This is a genomic window from Prevotella melaninogenica ATCC 25845 (genome assembly GCF_000144405.1).
GTDB lineage: Bacteria > Bacteroidota > Bacteroidia > Bacteroidales > Bacteroidaceae > Prevotella > Prevotella melaninogenica.
Genome location: NC_014370.1, coordinates 734,094 through 750,430 on the forward strand (window position 1 = coordinate 734,094; position 16,337 = coordinate 750,430).

The window sequence follows — 16,337 nt, forward strand, 5'->3', positions numbered from 1 at the left end:
ACAAAAAACCTATGGTATCAGGAATGTACTTATATGAAAGAGTTACATTCAAGTTACCATAGGTTTGTGCTTATTACTTCGTCTGTTCGACGATAGCATTCTTAATCAAGCCCTCCAGCTCTTCTGCAAGTTCTGGATTATCCTTGATCATTGTTTTTGTAGCATCACGGCCTTGTGCGAGTTTGGTTCCGTTATAGCTAAACCAGCTACCACTCTTCTGGATAATGCCATACTGAACGCCCAAGTCAACAATCTCACCAATCTTTGAAATACCCTCACCGAAGGTAATCTCAAACTCTGCCTTACGGAAAGGAGGAGCAACCTTGTTCTTTACTATCTTCACACGAACCTGATTACCGATAACTTGATCGCCATCCTTGATAGATGTAACACGGCGGATGTCAAGGCGTACAGAGCTGTAGAACTTCAGTGCGTTACCACCAGTTGTTGTTTCTGGATTACCAAACATCACACCAATCTTCTCACGCAACTGGTTGATGAAGATGCAGCAAGTATTAGTTTTTGCGATTGTTGAGGTAAGTTTACGCAATGCCTGACTCATCAGTCGTGCTTGTAAACCTACTGCAGAGTCACCCATGTCACCCTCAATCTCCTTCTTTGGAGTCAAGGCTGCAACTGAGTCGACAACGAGAATGTCAATAGCGGAAGAGCGAATCAGCTGGTCGGCAATCTCTAAAGCCTGCTCACCATTGTCTGGCTGTGAAACCCAAAGGTTATCAACATCCACACCTAACTTCTCTGCATAGAAACGGTCGAAGGCGTGCTCAGCATCAATGAAGGCTGCAATACCGCCCTGCTTCTGTGCCTCTGCAATGGCATGAATAGCCAATGTAGTCTTACCAGAACTCTCCGGACCATAAATCTCAATGATTCTACCACGTGGATAACCGCCTACGCCGAGTGCTGTGTCGAGTGCAACACTACCTGTTGGGATAACCTCTACCTGTTCTATTTGTTCGTCGCCCATACGCATGATGGACCCTTTACCAAAGTCTTTCTCTATCTTAGACATTGCAGCCTGCAAAGCTTTCAGTTTACCTTCAGCTGCTGATGTCGTACCTGTATCTTCTTTTGCCATATACTATTATCTTTTTTTCTGATTGATAAAATATTATTTATTCTTCTTTCTACTCTTTGGATAAGGTAACACTTCTGCCAAGACCTTAACAACCTTGACAGCAAAATCAGACCTTGAAACATCTAAAACGTAGTGTTCCTTAGCTCCTTCATAAGGGAATCCACGTTCGGCAGATAGCATCATTGACTTAATTGCCTCGTGTTCTTTGACATAAGGTATATTGTCACAAACTATGATAACAGGCTTTTCGTCAACATAAATCATGTATTCACCGAACATCTTCCTGTATCTTACAGTCCCTGCAGTAGCTATCTGACTACTGACAAATTCAATAAAGTCCAAAGAGCAAGCCATCTTCTTATAGTTCTAAATCACCACCAAACTCTTCATGCCAAGGTAAGCCCTGCTTATTGAGTACCTCCAAGAATGGATCAGGGTCGAAGTCTTCCACGTTCCATACACCAGGCTTGCGCCACAATCCCTTGAAGAACATCATTGCACCAGCCATTGCTGGTACGCCTGTCGTATAGCTTACGCCCTGCATACCTGTTTCATTATAGGCATCCTGATGCTTACAGTTGTTATAGATGTAGTAAGTCTGTTCCTTACCATCCTTGATACCACGAATACGGCAGCCGATAGAAGTCTCACCATCATAGTTCTCACCGAGATCCTGTGGGTTAGGCAACACAGCCTTCAAGAACTGTAAAGGTACAATATTAACTTTCACTGTCTTGCCGGAACCATCTGCCAATGGTGCTTCATACTCAATCTCATCAATACGACTCATACCAAGGTTCTGAATACAATCAAGGTAAGTAAGGTATTGCTGACCAAAGGTCATCCAGAAACGTGCACGCTTGATAGTTGGGAAGTTCTTGACCAATGACTCCAACTCCTCGTGGTGCATCAAGTATGAGTCACGAGGACCAATGTTTGGATAGGTAATATCTTGATGTACTACCAATGGATCTGTCTCAATCCATTTGCCATTCTCATAATAAAGTCCCTTCTGGGTAATCTCACGGATATTGATTTCTGGGTTAAAGTTGGTTGCAAATGCTTTGTGGTGGTTACCTGCGTTACAGTCAACAATATCGAGATAGTGAATCTCATCAAAGTGATGCTTTGCTGCGTATGCGGTATAAGCCTGTGACACTCCAGGGTCGAAACCACAACCGAGGATAGCTGTCAATCCAGCTTGCTCGAACTTATCTTTGTAAGCCCACTGCCAGCTGTACTCGAAGTGTGCCTCATCCTTTGGCTCATAGTTAGCGGTGTCAAGATAGTTGCAACCGCAAGCTAAGCAGGCATCCATGATAGTGAGGTCCTGATAGGGTAGTGCAAGATTGATAACCAGCTCAGGCTTGAATGAATTGAAGAGTTCCTTCAATTGCTCAACATCATCTGCATCAACCTGTGCAGTCTTGATATCAGCCTTGTAGCCCTTATCATGAATTGCCTTAACCAGTTCGTCACATTTCTCCTTACGACGGCTGGCAATCATGAACTCCGTAAACACGTCCTGGTTCTGGACAATCTTAAAAGCGGCTACAGTAGCTACGCCACCTGCGCCAATCATTAAAACTTTTCCCATAGTTCAATTTAATTCTCTGTATTCCCATTCTATTCTCCACTCCAAAGAAGGGAGCTATGGAATGTTATTTTGAGAATTCTTATTTTATTATTATTACTTTATTTTTATGTCTTACTTAATCTTACTTTCAATCTCTGAAGCGGATATACCCATTGCATTAAGAAGCGAGTAACCCAAAATTTGCTGTTTGAAATTACCTCCTTCGAGTGGTTGCATTGCAAACAAGGTAATATGTTTTAGCTCATCATCTACATCGCGAAGCGTAGAACGAAGTGTACTCATCAATTGGCTGTCCTCAGCGTTTGATACAACCATAATACGTTTAACCTCTTCATGATTAAGAATTGTCTTTAGAAGGTCGAGAAGAACATCGTCTTTCTTGGCTACTTCATCACCTGTAGCAATAGCATTGATAATAAATTCGCCAAGCTGTGAATCCTTGAATGCTTGCCCATTCAGTTCTTTCGCATAATCCGCTGGAGCAAAATTCTCAAGTTTTGGATTCTGCTTATCATGTAAAAGCACCACTTGTGTTTCGTGATTTCCAGGCTTCAAACGTCCATCAAGGGCAATGTTTACAACCCACTGGCTGAAATCAGCAGCGGGAATACGACGGTTCAGCATTCGCTCAAAGTTGACAATGAGGTCGAAAGCGACATGGTCTATATAATCACCATCCACAATGATGATGTTCTCACTCCATTTAATGTTCTGTGCTTCTTGTGCATTCATAGCTACAAAGATACATTAAATCAAGCGAAATGCAAAATAAATAAGGTCGTTTTTATAGCTTTGTCGACTTGCGTGATTTATACATAAAGAGAATAATAGCAATAATAATAAGAGAGAATGGTACTAATGATGACATAGAAATTATTTGGACAGAACATGCTGTAAGATACAATATAACCAACAACAGGATTGGCATTATATCGCGAAGAGCTTTAGGATTCCTGTTTCTGCGTGATTTTTCGCTCATAAGACTTGTGTCGTATGGATGCTTTTCTTGGTTGACAATCAGTAAGAATACGATAAATGAAATAACTGGAAGTGCCAGTATAAGATACTTAGAACCATAGCTTTCTGCTTCTCCACCAATGTTCCAATGTAGGATAATAGTCTCAGGTCCACTCAGAACACAATATAATGCAATTACTGTAATTGCAATGATAATGGCTAATGATAGGATTTTACTTTTCATATTATGATTGTTGTTGATGTTAGAAGAGTCTGTTTTCGTGAACAAAGATAGATTTTATTTTATAAAGTTCAAAACGAATATCTGTTTTTTTATTCGTATAAACGCTATAAAAATGTTTATATAAAACTATTACTATTTGGTAATCATTAAAAAAAATCCTTGCGGAATTACCTCTATATAAAGGTAATTCTGCAAGGATTTCTATATAATTTAAGTTTTATCGGATAGCAATCTTTAGCATTATAAAATTACTTGTACTTTCCATCTATTCATAACGAGGATACCATTTTATATGCTCTACAGCAGCATGTGCATCTGTAATATTCTCTCTTGTATTCTGATGGTCAATGGCATGTTGTGCTACTACCTCGGCAAGATGCTGTGAGAAAGAAGTAATTTTGTTCACAGGAGGGAGCACTGCTGCGCCAGGTTGTGATGCATCCACAATTCCGCCTAAAGCATGTGCTGCTGCTGATAAGAGTGATTGATCTACTAATTTTGCCGTAGAGGCTATCACTCCCAGTCCTAATCCTGGATACATCAGAGCGTTATTAGCTTGCCCGATAGCGTAAGTTACCCCTTTATAATCTACAGGTGAACTTGGGATACCAGTAGCGATGAGCGCACGTCCATCAGTCCATTCTATCAGGTCAGAAGCTTTTGCTTCAGCAAGTTCTGTTGGATTTGACAGCGGGAAGATAATAGGGCGTTCTGTATGTGCAGCCATTTCTTTCACAATTTCTTCTGTAAAAGCTCTTGGATGTGTAGAAGTTCCTATTAATATAGTAGGTTTAATGGCGCTAACTGCTGAGCGCAAAGTAGGTAGAGGCTTATGGAAATCATTTACTGAGCGTGTAAAGAACTGCTGACCTTCTGTCAAGTCAGTCATGTCATCAGTGAGCAATCCCTGTTTGTCTACTAAATAAATATGTTGCTTTGCCTCATCAGAAGATAGTCCTTGTTGCATAAATTCTTCGTAAATCTGATGTGCAATACCTGCGCCTGCTGTTCCTGCACCAAACACCATCACACGTTGGTCAGTAAATTTCTGTTTTGAAATGTTCAGTGCACCGAGAATAGCAGCCAAAGAAACTATGCCTGTTCCCTGTATATCATCGTTAAATGTTGTAATTTTATTCTGGTAGCGTTCGAGAATGGCTGCTGCATTAGGACGACCAAAGTCCTCCCAATGAAGGTATAAATTTGGAAAGAGACATTCTGCTGTTTCAACAAACTTGTCTACAAATTCATGATATTTTTTACCACGAACACGTTCATGACGATTGCCTAAATAAAGAGGATTGTCGAGCAACTGTTTATTATCAGTTCCCACGTCAAGTACTAATGGCAATACCTCATTAGGGTTAATACCCGCTGCTGCGGTATAAACCATCAGTTTTCCAATGGCAATGGCAACACCATTAACTCCCCAGTCACCTATACCCAATATAGCCTCGGCATCAGTAACCACAATGAGTTTTATATCTCTTCCTTCTGAAGCGTTGCGCAATGACTTCTCGATATCTTCTGGATGGTCGATAGAGAGGAATCCTGCATCTTGTGGTTTCATGAATAATTCGTCGTATTGACGAATAGCATCTGCGACAACTGGATCATAAACAATCGGCATGAATTCCTCGATGTGCTGCGCCATAAGTGCATAAAATAGAGTACGGTTGGTATTGAAAAGTGTCATCAAATATACACGTTTCTCCAGATTATTTACCTTTTTCTGATATTGCAGATATGTTCTTTCTATCTGCTCTTCAAGTGTCTGTACAACTGGAGGGAGTAGTCCTACAAGATTTAACTTCTTACGTTCAGCCATACTAAAGGCTGTTCCCTTGTTGACGAAAGGGTTGTTCAAGATTTCTTTAGATGTATCCATACTTTCTTATATTTTTGTTAGTAGCGAAAGGTTACCATGCTACTTATTAGAATCTATAAATATTTTTATTTGACAATCTTATTTATTGTCAAATTTGTCTAATCTTTGAAATGTTATAAAGATACCTAATCTAATAACTCATTATGAATAATTAATAATATTAATATTCTGATATATAATCTAAAAAACTATTTTATTTTGTGCTATGATGTAACTTGTTTTCTCTACAATTAGGGCAAAGATATATATAATTTTTAGGAAAAACAAACAATATAAGATGTTTTTATTCTCTTAAGAAATAAAAGAAAATATGTTTATTGTGCATTGTTTCTATTTGCTTGTTGTTATTTTACTTTCTTTTCTTGAAAAAAATAGGCTTATTGGGATAAATATGTTTTTGTCTTCTACAAATAACTTATCCCCCTTATAAAGCGATGTTAGTAAATTATTTTCATGCAACTCAAAGCTAATATATGCTCTTTGGGCTTTGAAATGACGCCCAATTAACTTGCAAAAGGTGCTCTTTTGAGGTCTTACTAACGCCCTTTTGAAACCTTACTAAGCACCTTTACTTGCACGATTTTATAACTAATTGATTTACTGCTGGTTGTAATCTTACCTTTTATATGTGCTTTTCCGCTTTATTTTATACTTTTTATCCAAAATTGTGTCATGAATTTTCAATATTCTATCTGCAAATTTTCGTAGCCTTAACATGATAAGATTTTCTGTGTCGGAGGATGAACAAAATAGATAGTCAAGACTGTCTTGGTTATTTTTTGTTTAATGAATTATTTTGATTCTTTTGTTAACGCTATACGATAAGTGTCTATGCATTTAACGGAATAGCCCAAAAAAGAGGCTCCTCCATGATGGAGAAGCCTCTTTGCGTATGTTATATAGTGTTTTAACTATATCTTTTTAATCTGTGGGTTAGGCGATTATGCCTCCTCGCTCCAGTCTTCCTGAGTTTTGCGAACATAGCTCTTGTAACGGAGCTTAGCCATATCCTCACAAGCCTTGAAGAGCTCCTCGCCCTCATTTGGATAAGCCTTGAGGACAGAGAGGAAACGAACCTCACTGTGAAGGAAGTCTTGGAACTTATCCCATTCTGGTTCCTTAGAATCGAGTGAGAATGGGTTCTTACCCTCTTCAGCCAACAGTGGGTTGTAACGCCAGAGCTGCCAGTAACCACAAGCAACAGCATTTGCTTCTTGAGCCTGGCTACGACCCATACCGCCCTTCACCTTCAAACCATGGTTGATACATGGAGAGTAAGCGATGATGAGTGATGGTCCAGGATAAGCCTCAGCCTCACGGATAGCCTTCAATGTCTGTGCATTGTCAGCACCCATAGCAATCTGAGCTACGTAAACGTAACCATATGTAGTTGCCATCAAACCGAGGTCCTTCTTGCGGATACGCTTACCCTTAGCTGCGAACTGAGCAATAGCACCGAGTGGAGTAGCCTTAGAACTCTGACCACCAGTGTTAGAGTAAACCTCAGTATCAAGAACCAAGATGTTAACGTCCTCACCAGAAGCGATAACGTGGTCGAGACCACCGTAACCGATATCGTAAGAAGCACCATCACCACCAATAATCCACTGGCTGCGCTTAACGAGATAGTGGTCGAGTGTCTTCAGCTCTGCACATACAGGGCATCCCTTTTCAGCACCAGCAGCGATCAATGGCTTCAGCTTAGCAGCAGCAACTTTAGATGCATCTGCATCATTCATGTTATCAAGCCACTCCTGAGCAGCCTCCTTGAATTCTGCAGGTGTATGGTCGTTAGCCATAGATTCGTTAAGAAGTACAGCGATACGCTCGCGCATCTTCTTATTACCCATAGCCATACCCATACCAAACTCACAGAAGTCCTCGAACAGTGAGTTATTGAATGCAGGACCATGACCTTCCTCATTAGTTGTGTAAGGAGTAGAAGGAACTGAAGCTGAGTAGATTGAAGAACAACCAGTAGCATTAGCAATCATCTCACGATCACCGAAGAGCTGTGAAACAAGCTTAACGTATGGAGTCTCACCACAACCAGCACAAGCACCAGAGAACTCGAACAAAGGTTGAGCGAACTGAGAGTTCTTAGCATTTGACTTGATGTCTACCAAGTTCTGCTTGCTCTTAACGTTCTTAACGAGGTAATTCCAGTTAGCTGCACGGTGGTTAGCCTCTTCCTCTCCAGCAACGAACTGAGTCATAGAGAGAGCCTTGTTACCCTTCTTACCTGGACATACATCAGCACAGTTGCTACAACCTGTACAGTCGAGAACTGACACCTCAATACGGAACTGCATTCCCTTGAGCTGCTTTGGAGCGATGACGTCGAGTGTCTCTTCGTTGAAGTTAGCCTTCTCAGCCTCATCCAATACGAATGGACGGATACAAGCGTGAGGACAAACGTATGAACACTTGTTACACTGGATACAGTTCTCTGCATCCCACTTTGGAACGAAGGTAGCAACACCGCGCTTGTCGAAAGCTGCTGTACCTACTGACCATGTACCGTCAACAGTACCATGATTAACGAAGTCAGAAACCTTCAAGAGGTCACCTGCCTGTGCGTTCATTGGACGAACAAGTTCCTTAACGAATGCTGGTGCATCGTCTACCTTAGCATCGTCATCAGAGAGGTTAGCCCATGCTGGGTCAACAGTTAACTGCTTGTACTCGTTACCACGATCAACAGCAGCGAAGTTCTTGTCTACAACGTCCTGACCCTTCTTACTGTAACTCTTAACGATGAACTTCTTCATCTGATCAACAGCAAGGTCGAGAGGAATTACCTCAGTAATACGGAAGAATGCAGACTGGAGGATAGTATTGGTACGGTTGCCAAGACCAATCTCCTGTGCAATCTTAGTAGCGTTGATATAGTAAACGCTGATATTGTTCTTTGCGAAGTAACGCTTAACCTTATTAGGAATGAAGTGTACAAGTTCCTCACCATCAAAGATAGTGTTCAACAAGAATGTACCATTCTTACGCAAACCACGTGTAACGTCGTACATGTTCAAGTAAGCCTGAACGTGACAAGCTACGAAGTTAGGTGTATTTACCTGATAAGTAGAACGGATTGGATTATCACCGAAGCGGAGGTGAGAACAAGTGAAACCACCAGACTTCTTAGAGTCATAAGAGAAGTAAGCCTGACAGTACTTATTAGTGTTGTCACCGATAATCTTTACTGAGTTCTTGTTAGCACCAACGGTACCGTCAGCACCAAGACCATAGAACTTAGCCTCGTATGTGCTTTCACCACCCAATGGAATCTCCTCAACCTCTGGGAGAGAAGTGAAGGTTACGTCATCAACGATACCTACAGTGAAGTGATTCTTTGGCTCTGGCAACTCGAGGTTGTCATAAACAGCGATAATCTTAGCTGGTGTTGTATCTGAAGAACCGAGACCATAACGACCACCAACGATCAATGGCTTGTTCTCAACATCATAGAATGCACTCTTAACATCGAGGTACAATGGCTCACCCTCTGCTCCTGGTTCCTTAGTACGGTCAAGAACAGCGATACGCTTAACAGACTTTGGTACTGCAGCGAGCAAGTGCTTAACTGAGAATGGACGATAGAGGTGTACAGCAATCATACCAACCTTCTTACCCTGAGACATCAAGTAGTCGATAGCCTCACGAGCTGCCTCAGTAGCTGAACCCATCAAGATGATAATGTTCTCTGCATCCTTAGCACCATAGTAATCGAAGAGGTGATACTCACGGCCTGTAATCTTTGAGATTTCGCCGAGATAATGTTCAACAACCTCTGCTACATTCTCGTAAGCACTGTTAGATGCCTCACGATGTGTGAAGAATGTCTCAGGGTTCTCAGCTGTACCACGAACTACTGGACGCTCTGGAGTCATTGCGCGATCGCGGAAACGCTTAATATCTTCCTCGTCAACCAATGGACGGATATCTTCCTGGTCAAGGCACTCAATCTTATGATACTCGTGTGATGTACGGAAACCATCGAAGAAGTTGATGAATGGTACTGATGTCTTCAATGAAGCAAGGTGAGGAACTGCAGAGAGGTCCATAACCTCCTGAACAGAACCTGAACAGAACATAGCGAAACCTGTCTGACGGCAAGCCATTACGTCCTGGTGGTCACCGAAGATACAAAGAGCGTGACTTGCGAGTGTACGTGCTGAAACATTGAATACACATGGCAAAAGTTCACCAGCAATCTTGTACATGTTAGGAATCATCAAGAGAAGACCCTGTGATGCGGTGAAGGTTGTCGTGAGAGCACCAGACTGCAGTGAACCGTGTACGGCACCTGCTGCGCCACCCTCTGACTGCATCTCCTGAACGCTTACTGTCTGACCCCAAAGGTTCTTACGACCACGTGCTGACCACTCGTCTACGTGCTCAGCCATTGGAGATGATGGAGTGATAGGATAGATAGCTGCTACCTCAGAGAACATGTAGCTCACGTGAGCAGCGGCCTCGTTACCATCACAAGTGATAAACTTCTTTTCTTTAGCCATTTTGAAATTTATTAAATGAATATTGTTATAATGTTTTTGGTCTTGCCTAATATAGGAAACCTATTAGCCAAAGTGGTACTTGATTGTCTTTTCCCACCTCAGTATTGTATATAGTATAGGTTGTGTCTGTGCTAAATCGCTTTTTAGTCTTTCCAGTATCACATACCTTAAACTTTTCTTTTTGATTGATAATATATGTGCCTTGTTTATTACCTTCATTTACCGAGCATACTTCTTGTAACGCATTTACAAAGAATGTCTCCATAAGCTGCTGTTCATCAAGTTGGATGGGGTAGATGGCATATATCAAGTTAGAGTTCTGTAACATAACCTTTGCAGGCTTTTTAGGAAACTCTTGTCCTACTGGATATACAAGGTTGATAAGTCGTGCATCAGCAAGATTCTTGATATAATTCATTACCGTAGCACGGCTTGTGTTGATATCTTTAGCAAGGTTGCTGATGTTTGGAGCCTTAGGACCTTCCAAAGCAAGAAGGTAAAATAACTTTTTAATCTTGGTCAGATATTTCAAGTCTATTTGTTTGATGAGAAGGATATCTACCTCTGTCATCATATTCATCGTCTTCAGCAGATTCTCTGAGAAGTTACGATGTTCTAAGAAGAAGGGATAAAAGCCATGGTGAATATAGTCTGCAAAGTACTTCATCGGGCTAACCTTTGAGAGAATATGTCTTGTTATCTCCTCGTGGTTGTTTATAATATCCTTTAATGCGTAAGGCTCAAACTGTTGGTTTGTTTGTAAATTCAAGTATTCGCGAAAAGAGAAACCTCTCAGGTTATAGCTCTTTACAATGCCATTAAGCTCTGGGTTCTCTTCTTTCAGTCTCATGACACTTGAGCCTGTGAAAACTATCTTCAACTCAGGATAATTGTCATAGCATTGACGGAGTTCATGACTCCAATCAGGCTGTTTGAATACTTGATCAATCAGCAAGACTTTTCCGCCATTACGATAAAACTCGCCAGCGAAGTCTGCTATACCTCTGCCTTGGAAGTAAAAGTTATTCATATTTACATAAAGGCATTGGCGATCAGTAGCGCCATAGCGCTCTTTGGCATATTGTAGGAGGAAGGTCGTTTTACCTACGCCTCGCGTACCCTTGATGCCGATGAGGCGGTCGTCCCAATTAATCTCATCCATGAGACGACGACGCACTGGGGCATTTACATGCTCCACCAAGTAAGTATGCGTGCGAAAGAATGCGTCCATCTTGTTCCCGTTATATATATTATCCACATGCAAAGTTACTATTAATTTCTTTAATTTGCAAACTATAGATAGCAAAAAATGATTTTTTTGTTTTTATTTTGTGTTATATTTGGTTTGATGTACCTTTGCACAGCATTAACAAAGGATTTCAATGACATTACACGTATTTAACCCCGAACATGATATTGCGTTAGCTTATGATAACAAGTACTTTACGGCTCCGCACGCAGGTAGGCAGCTTCGCAATGATTTAGATTACCTACCTGTTCTGTGGGCAGCGGAAGGTGACTATGTACTTGTAGAAAACGTGAGTTCTGCTCAGCAGCATGCCTCTCGCCTTCAGCGTTATGGTAAGCAGGTGAATTTTGTTGATAAAAAAGGTGTAGATCGTCTATTAGAACAGATTGATAAGGTTGTGCCATGGGGATGGGATTCTTCTATTAAGTTTCAGTTGAGCCAGATGGGGGTTAAGCCATCTGTACTTCCTGATAATGAGGTGCTTGCAAATGTACGTAGACTTAGTAATCGTCAGTTCTCTTCTGCTGTATTAAAGGAACTACAAGAGAAATTTATTCATCCTATTTTACTTGGTAAGTCGTCCTATGTTGATAGTATTATAGAATTAGAACGTATTCTTCAGAGTTTGGGTAAGGCTGTGATAAAGGCTCCGTGGAGTAGCAGTGGGAGAGGAGTGCGCTATGTTGATACTGTCTTGGATGCTGCCTTGGCTAATTGGTCTAAGAATGTGATAAAGACGCAAGGCGGTATAATGATAGAGCCTTATTACAATAAGGTGAAGGATTTTGGTGTAGAATTTTATGCGGATGCGGATGGAGCCCATTACGCAGGACTGTCTGTATTCCATACTGTTAGCGGTGCATATGTAGGTAATAGCCTTGCAGACGAAGCTGAGAAACATTCGACTCTGTCTACTTATGTATCGAATGAACTGTTACATGAAGTTATTTCAGCTTTAGAGCAGTTGCTAACCAATCATTTGCGAGGTGTTTATAGCGGTCCGTTAGGCGTTGATATGATGATTGTTGCTGCAGAAGATAGTTTTATGCTTCACCCTGTAGTAGAGATTAACTTGAGACGTACGATGGGGCATGTAGCCTTGTCTTTATCTGCTTGGGAAGAACTCCATAATAGAATGATGCGAATAGATTATGATGGTTCTCATTATCATCTTCATATAGTTCACAAAGATAGATAATGTCTGTACTTGAATAATTGCTTATAGAAGAGTATATGAAGTCATATCAGGTCTTTATTTGTGATGTGTTAGCCTGCAACACAACTTGTGTTTACCCTCCGCACGAATAGTGCTAGCGCTTCGCACGATATGTGTTGGGCTACAGATATCATTAAATAAAGAGGGATAGAAGACCTCAATTGTCATTAATTACACTATAGTAAGCTATTAATGACAATCTTATATAGGAAATGTTTACTAAGAAATAGTGTTTAAAAATAACATTCCCATGATGTTGTGAACTTGTATTTACTTACAAATTCGGACTTATTCAGCTAAAAATAGCTGAATAAGACGTAGACGTTTGATTTTTTGTTGGTTAAAAGATTTAATAGGCTTAGTTGTGATACATCCAGTAAGCCAAGCCAACAACTGCTAAGGCAAAGAATGTCATAACAATCTTCATTACCTTATTAAAAACCTTACGACGGCGTGCCGCTGATGAAGAAGGAGGTTTGATTCCTCCTGTCTGATAGTCGATGTGCTGATGTCTTGTCATGTTTTAGAGTTTGTACGAGGATGTTTTATCGTGAATACTTACAACCTTCGTTTGTTAATATTTGTTTATCATAACTTCGGCAAAGATACAAAAAAACACGGATACAACCTAATGTATCCGTGATTTTCTTTAATTTTTCTTTATTTTAAAAGCGAAAACTTAATTCTAAGTCAAACATTGAATAGTTTGGTTTACCCGTACTATTCATAGAACGATCATGAACATAAGAATAAATACCACTCAATGCAAGGTTTTTGGTGAACTCGTAGTCAAGTCCTAAGTCGTATTGTGTACGCTGCTTTTCAGCACCATCAGATGGCTGATACATATCGTAACGTGCCTTGGCATGTAGCTTCTTAGGAATGATAGGCGCAATGACTAAAGCATAAACACCCTGAGCTTTGTCTCCATCTGCACTAAGACTGCAGTCTGTAGCTGCCGAAGCATCTGTGTTGCTCAGTGCTTTAGCGAAGGCATTACCAGTAGAATGTACGTATTCAGAGCGTATGGTCCAATCGTTAACTTTGTATTCTGCAGAGAAGGCATAGCGTCGTTGTTGCAGACTACGTACACCTGAGTGTGTGGCACCAGCTGCATCTGTCCATGTTCCCTTGCGAGCATACGAACCAGTCCATCCGAACCAGCCTAAGCGCATGCCTTCAACAGGCATTACCCATACACCACCAATGATATTCTTCTGTTGGTCAACATCTCTTACGTTGATTCCTTGCCCATCGAATACACCTACCTGATAGTGAACAAGATTTCTACCTGCGGCTGTCTTTAGGAAATCGCCTTGTATCTGTACACCAATGTCACGTCCGTTAGATGGATGTGCACCAGCTCGGTCTGAGAAACTTGCTAATTTCTGAACACCTTGTGCTACACTCATAAATCCCAGGTCGATAGGATGGATAGGGTTGTCAAAAGTGAATGGATTCTTGAACTGTCCTGCTTTAACACGGAAGAAATCATACTTCTGCCATTCAATAAAGAGGTCGACTAATCGTGGTGATGCGCCCAATGTAGATGTGTTTCCATTGAACTGTAACTGTGCTTTCCAAGCCCAATCTTCAAGGATACGACCATCAAGTGATACACGGCCTAAGCGGAGGTTGAAACTATTTGACTTGTTGTTGTTCATACCATTGTATTGGTACTGAACGATACCGAAGCCAGACAATTTTACGTTATTAATCCACTTTGGTGCTTCCTGTGCTTTACCGAGAAGTGAGCATAGCATCATTGCTGATAGGATAATTGTTTTTCTCATAACTCTATGAATTTAGGTAATGATAATATTTTAGGTTGATAACTCGGCTATTGACGATGCAAAGATAGTATTTTATCAAATAATAACAAAATATTATGCTGCTTTTGTCGTGTCTTTTCTTGGTTAGAGTTTGAAGATAAGGGCTTTCTATATATATTAAGGTGAAATTACCCACTATGGCAGTCACTGTAAAGGATAATTCCTTTGGCTGGAATAGTGGGCAATCTTTAAATATGTAGTTTACTGTCGTTTATCGTTTCTCCAATAAGACAACGTTCTCAACGTGTGGTGTATGTGGGAACATGTCTACAGGTTGGACGGCAGAAACTTTATAGTCTGCATCGAGCAGAGCAAGGTCACGTGCTTGTGTTGCAGGGTTACAACTAACGTAAACAATTCGCTTTGGACTTGCTCCGAGTATAACGTTCACAACGTCTGGATGCATACCTGCGCGTGGAGGGTCTGTGATGATAACGTCTGGGCGTCCATGCTCACTGATAAAGTCCTCTGTAAGAATGTCTTTCATGTCACCTGCATAGAAGAGTGTGTTGTCAATCTTGTTGACTTCTGAGTTAACCTTTGCATCTTCTATTGCCTCTGGAACATATTCAATACCAATTACTTTCTGAGCTTTCTTTGCTACGAAGTTTGCAATTGTACCCGTACCCGTATAGAGGTCATATACAAGCTCGTTACCTGTAAGGTTGGCAAATTCGCGTGCAACAGAATAGAGGTGATATGCCTGTTCGGTATTAGTCTGGTAGAAACTCTTTGGTCCCACCTTGAATCTTAAGTCTTCCATCGTTTCAAAGATATGATCATTACCTTTGAAAAGTGTTAGTTCAAGGTCGTTGAATGTATCGTTACCTTTCTGATTATCAACGTAGAAGAGTGAAGAAATTTGTGGAAAACGGTCTGCAATATGCTGCATTAATGCCTTTGCACGCTCATCGTCTCCCTCCTCATCATAGTGGAACTGTACAAGTACCATCCATTCGCCTGTATTAGAGTTGCGCACCATAATATCTCGCAATAAACCATGTTGTGCACGAATATCGTAGAATTTCATTCCAGTAGAGAGTGCATAGTCCCGGATATCCTTGCGAATCTCGTTGCAGAGGTCATCCATCAACCAGCATTTCTCTATAGGATATACCTTGTCAAAGGCACCTGTAATATGGAAGCCGATGGCTCCTTCAGCCAAGCCAATGCCTTCTGGTAGCGCTTTTAGCTCCTCTTCTGTATACCAACGCTTATTAGCACAACCAAATTCGAGCTTGTTACGATATTCCTTGGTGTGTACTGAACCCATGATTGGGCGAAACTCAGGGAGCTCAACCTTGCCAATACGACTCAGTTGATCATATACTTGTTGTTGCTTTGCTTTCAACTGTTCTTCGTAAGGAAGGTTTTGCCACTTACATCCACCACAGATGCCAAAGTGTTCACACATAGGTTCCTGACGTACAGCACTTTTACTGATGAAGCGTATGACTGTAGCTTCACAATAACTACGCTTCTTCTTGCGTACCTGAAGGTCAACTACGTCTCCTGGTACAACAAAAGGAACAAAAATAACTTTATCATCAACATGTGCAACACATTTACCTTCGGCCGCCACAGCTTCTATTGTGACATTCTCCAGAATGGGTAATGGCTTTCTTTTTCTACTCATAATCTGTTTTGTATTTCGCTGCAAAGTTACTAATTTTTTCCCGTTTGTAGTCTGCTTGATAGTTTTTATCAAGTCTGTGTTCGCTAACAAAGCAAAAATGTA

12 protein-coding genes are annotated in these 16,337 nt (G+C 40.9%); 1 reads left to right on the forward strand and 11 read right to left on the reverse strand.

Annotated features, from left to right (window positions below):
* Nucleotides 1–73 precede the first annotated feature (73 nt).
* The 8 genes from recA to HMPREF0659_RS02855 form a co-directional block, all read right to left on the reverse strand.
* A complete protein-coding gene (gene recA / locus HMPREF0659_RS02820; protein ID WP_013264412.1) occupies nucleotides 74–1,099 on the reverse strand; it encodes a recombinase RecA in 1,026 nt (341 codons plus the stop codon).
* 33 nt (nucleotides 1,100–1,132) lie between these two features.
* Entirely contained in the window at nucleotides 1,133–1,453 is a 321-nt protein-coding gene (locus HMPREF0659_RS02825) for a TfoX/Sxy family protein (RefSeq protein WP_013264445.1), read from the reverse strand.
* A gap of 4 nt (nucleotides 1,454–1,457) precedes the next feature.
* Nucleotides 1,458–2,696 (reverse strand): saccharopine dehydrogenase family protein, encoded by a 1,239-nt coding sequence (locus HMPREF0659_RS02830; protein WP_013264532.1) that lies wholly within the window; start codon nucleotides 2,694–2,696, stop codon nucleotides 1,458–1,460.
* Nucleotides 2,697–2,807: 111 nt separating this feature from the next.
* A complete protein-coding gene (locus tag HMPREF0659_RS02835) occupies nucleotides 2,808–3,428 on the reverse strand; it encodes a DUF6621 family protein (RefSeq protein WP_013264914.1) in 621 nt (206 codons plus the stop codon).
* A gap of 52 nt (nucleotides 3,429–3,480) precedes the next feature.
* Nucleotides 3,481–3,942 carry a DUF1648 domain-containing protein gene (locus HMPREF0659_RS02840; protein ID WP_013264397.1) on the reverse strand — a complete coding sequence of 154 codons (462 nt, stop codon included), beginning with the start codon at nucleotides 3,940–3,942 and terminating at the stop codon, nucleotides 3,481–3,483.
* Between the two features lie 220 nt (nucleotides 3,943–4,162).
* Nucleotides 4,163–5,785, reverse strand: coding sequence for a malolactic enzyme (locus tag HMPREF0659_RS02845; protein WP_013264072.1), 1,623 nt, complete (start codon nucleotides 5,783–5,785; stop codon nucleotides 4,163–4,165).
* A 941-nt stretch (nucleotides 5,786–6,726) separates the two neighbouring features.
* Complete coding sequence (gene nifJ, locus HMPREF0659_RS02850; protein ID WP_013264001.1) at nucleotides 6,727–10,302, reverse strand: pyruvate:ferredoxin (flavodoxin) oxidoreductase; 3,576 nt, start codon at nucleotides 10,300–10,302, stop codon at nucleotides 6,727–6,729.
* 46 nt (nucleotides 10,303–10,348) lie between these two features.
* On the reverse strand, nucleotides 10,349–11,533 hold the full coding sequence (locus HMPREF0659_RS02855; protein WP_013264740.1) for an ATP-binding protein: 1,185 nt from the start codon (nucleotides 11,531–11,533) through the stop codon (nucleotides 10,349–10,351).
* 151 nt (nucleotides 11,534–11,684) lie between these two features.
* Between HMPREF0659_RS02855 and HMPREF0659_RS02860 the strand changes: the two genes are divergently transcribed.
* A complete protein-coding gene (locus HMPREF0659_RS02860; RefSeq protein WP_013264799.1) occupies nucleotides 11,685–12,749 on the forward strand; it encodes an ATP-grasp domain-containing protein in 1,065 nt (354 codons plus the stop codon).
* Nucleotides 12,750–13,125: 376 nt separating this feature from the next.
* On the opposite strand, the gene HMPREF0659_RS12590 is transcribed toward HMPREF0659_RS02860, so the two are convergent.
* The 3 genes from HMPREF0659_RS12590 to rlmD form a co-directional block, all read right to left on the reverse strand.
* Complete coding sequence (locus HMPREF0659_RS12590) at nucleotides 13,126–13,287, reverse strand: hypothetical protein (RefSeq protein WP_013264388.1); 162 nt, start codon at nucleotides 13,285–13,287, stop codon at nucleotides 13,126–13,128.
* A gap of 145 nt (nucleotides 13,288–13,432) precedes the next feature.
* Entirely contained in the window at nucleotides 13,433–14,560 is a 1,128-nt protein-coding gene (locus tag HMPREF0659_RS02865; protein WP_013264003.1) for a porin, read from the reverse strand.
* 250 nt (nucleotides 14,561–14,810) lie between these two features.
* The gene (gene rlmD, locus HMPREF0659_RS02870) at nucleotides 14,811–16,235 is read right to left on the reverse strand and encodes a 23S rRNA (uracil(1939)-C(5))-methyltransferase RlmD (protein WP_013264753.1); all 1,425 of its coding nucleotides are present in this window, start codon (nucleotides 16,233–16,235) and stop codon (nucleotides 14,811–14,813) included.
* Nucleotides 16,236–16,337: the final 102 nt, after the last annotated feature.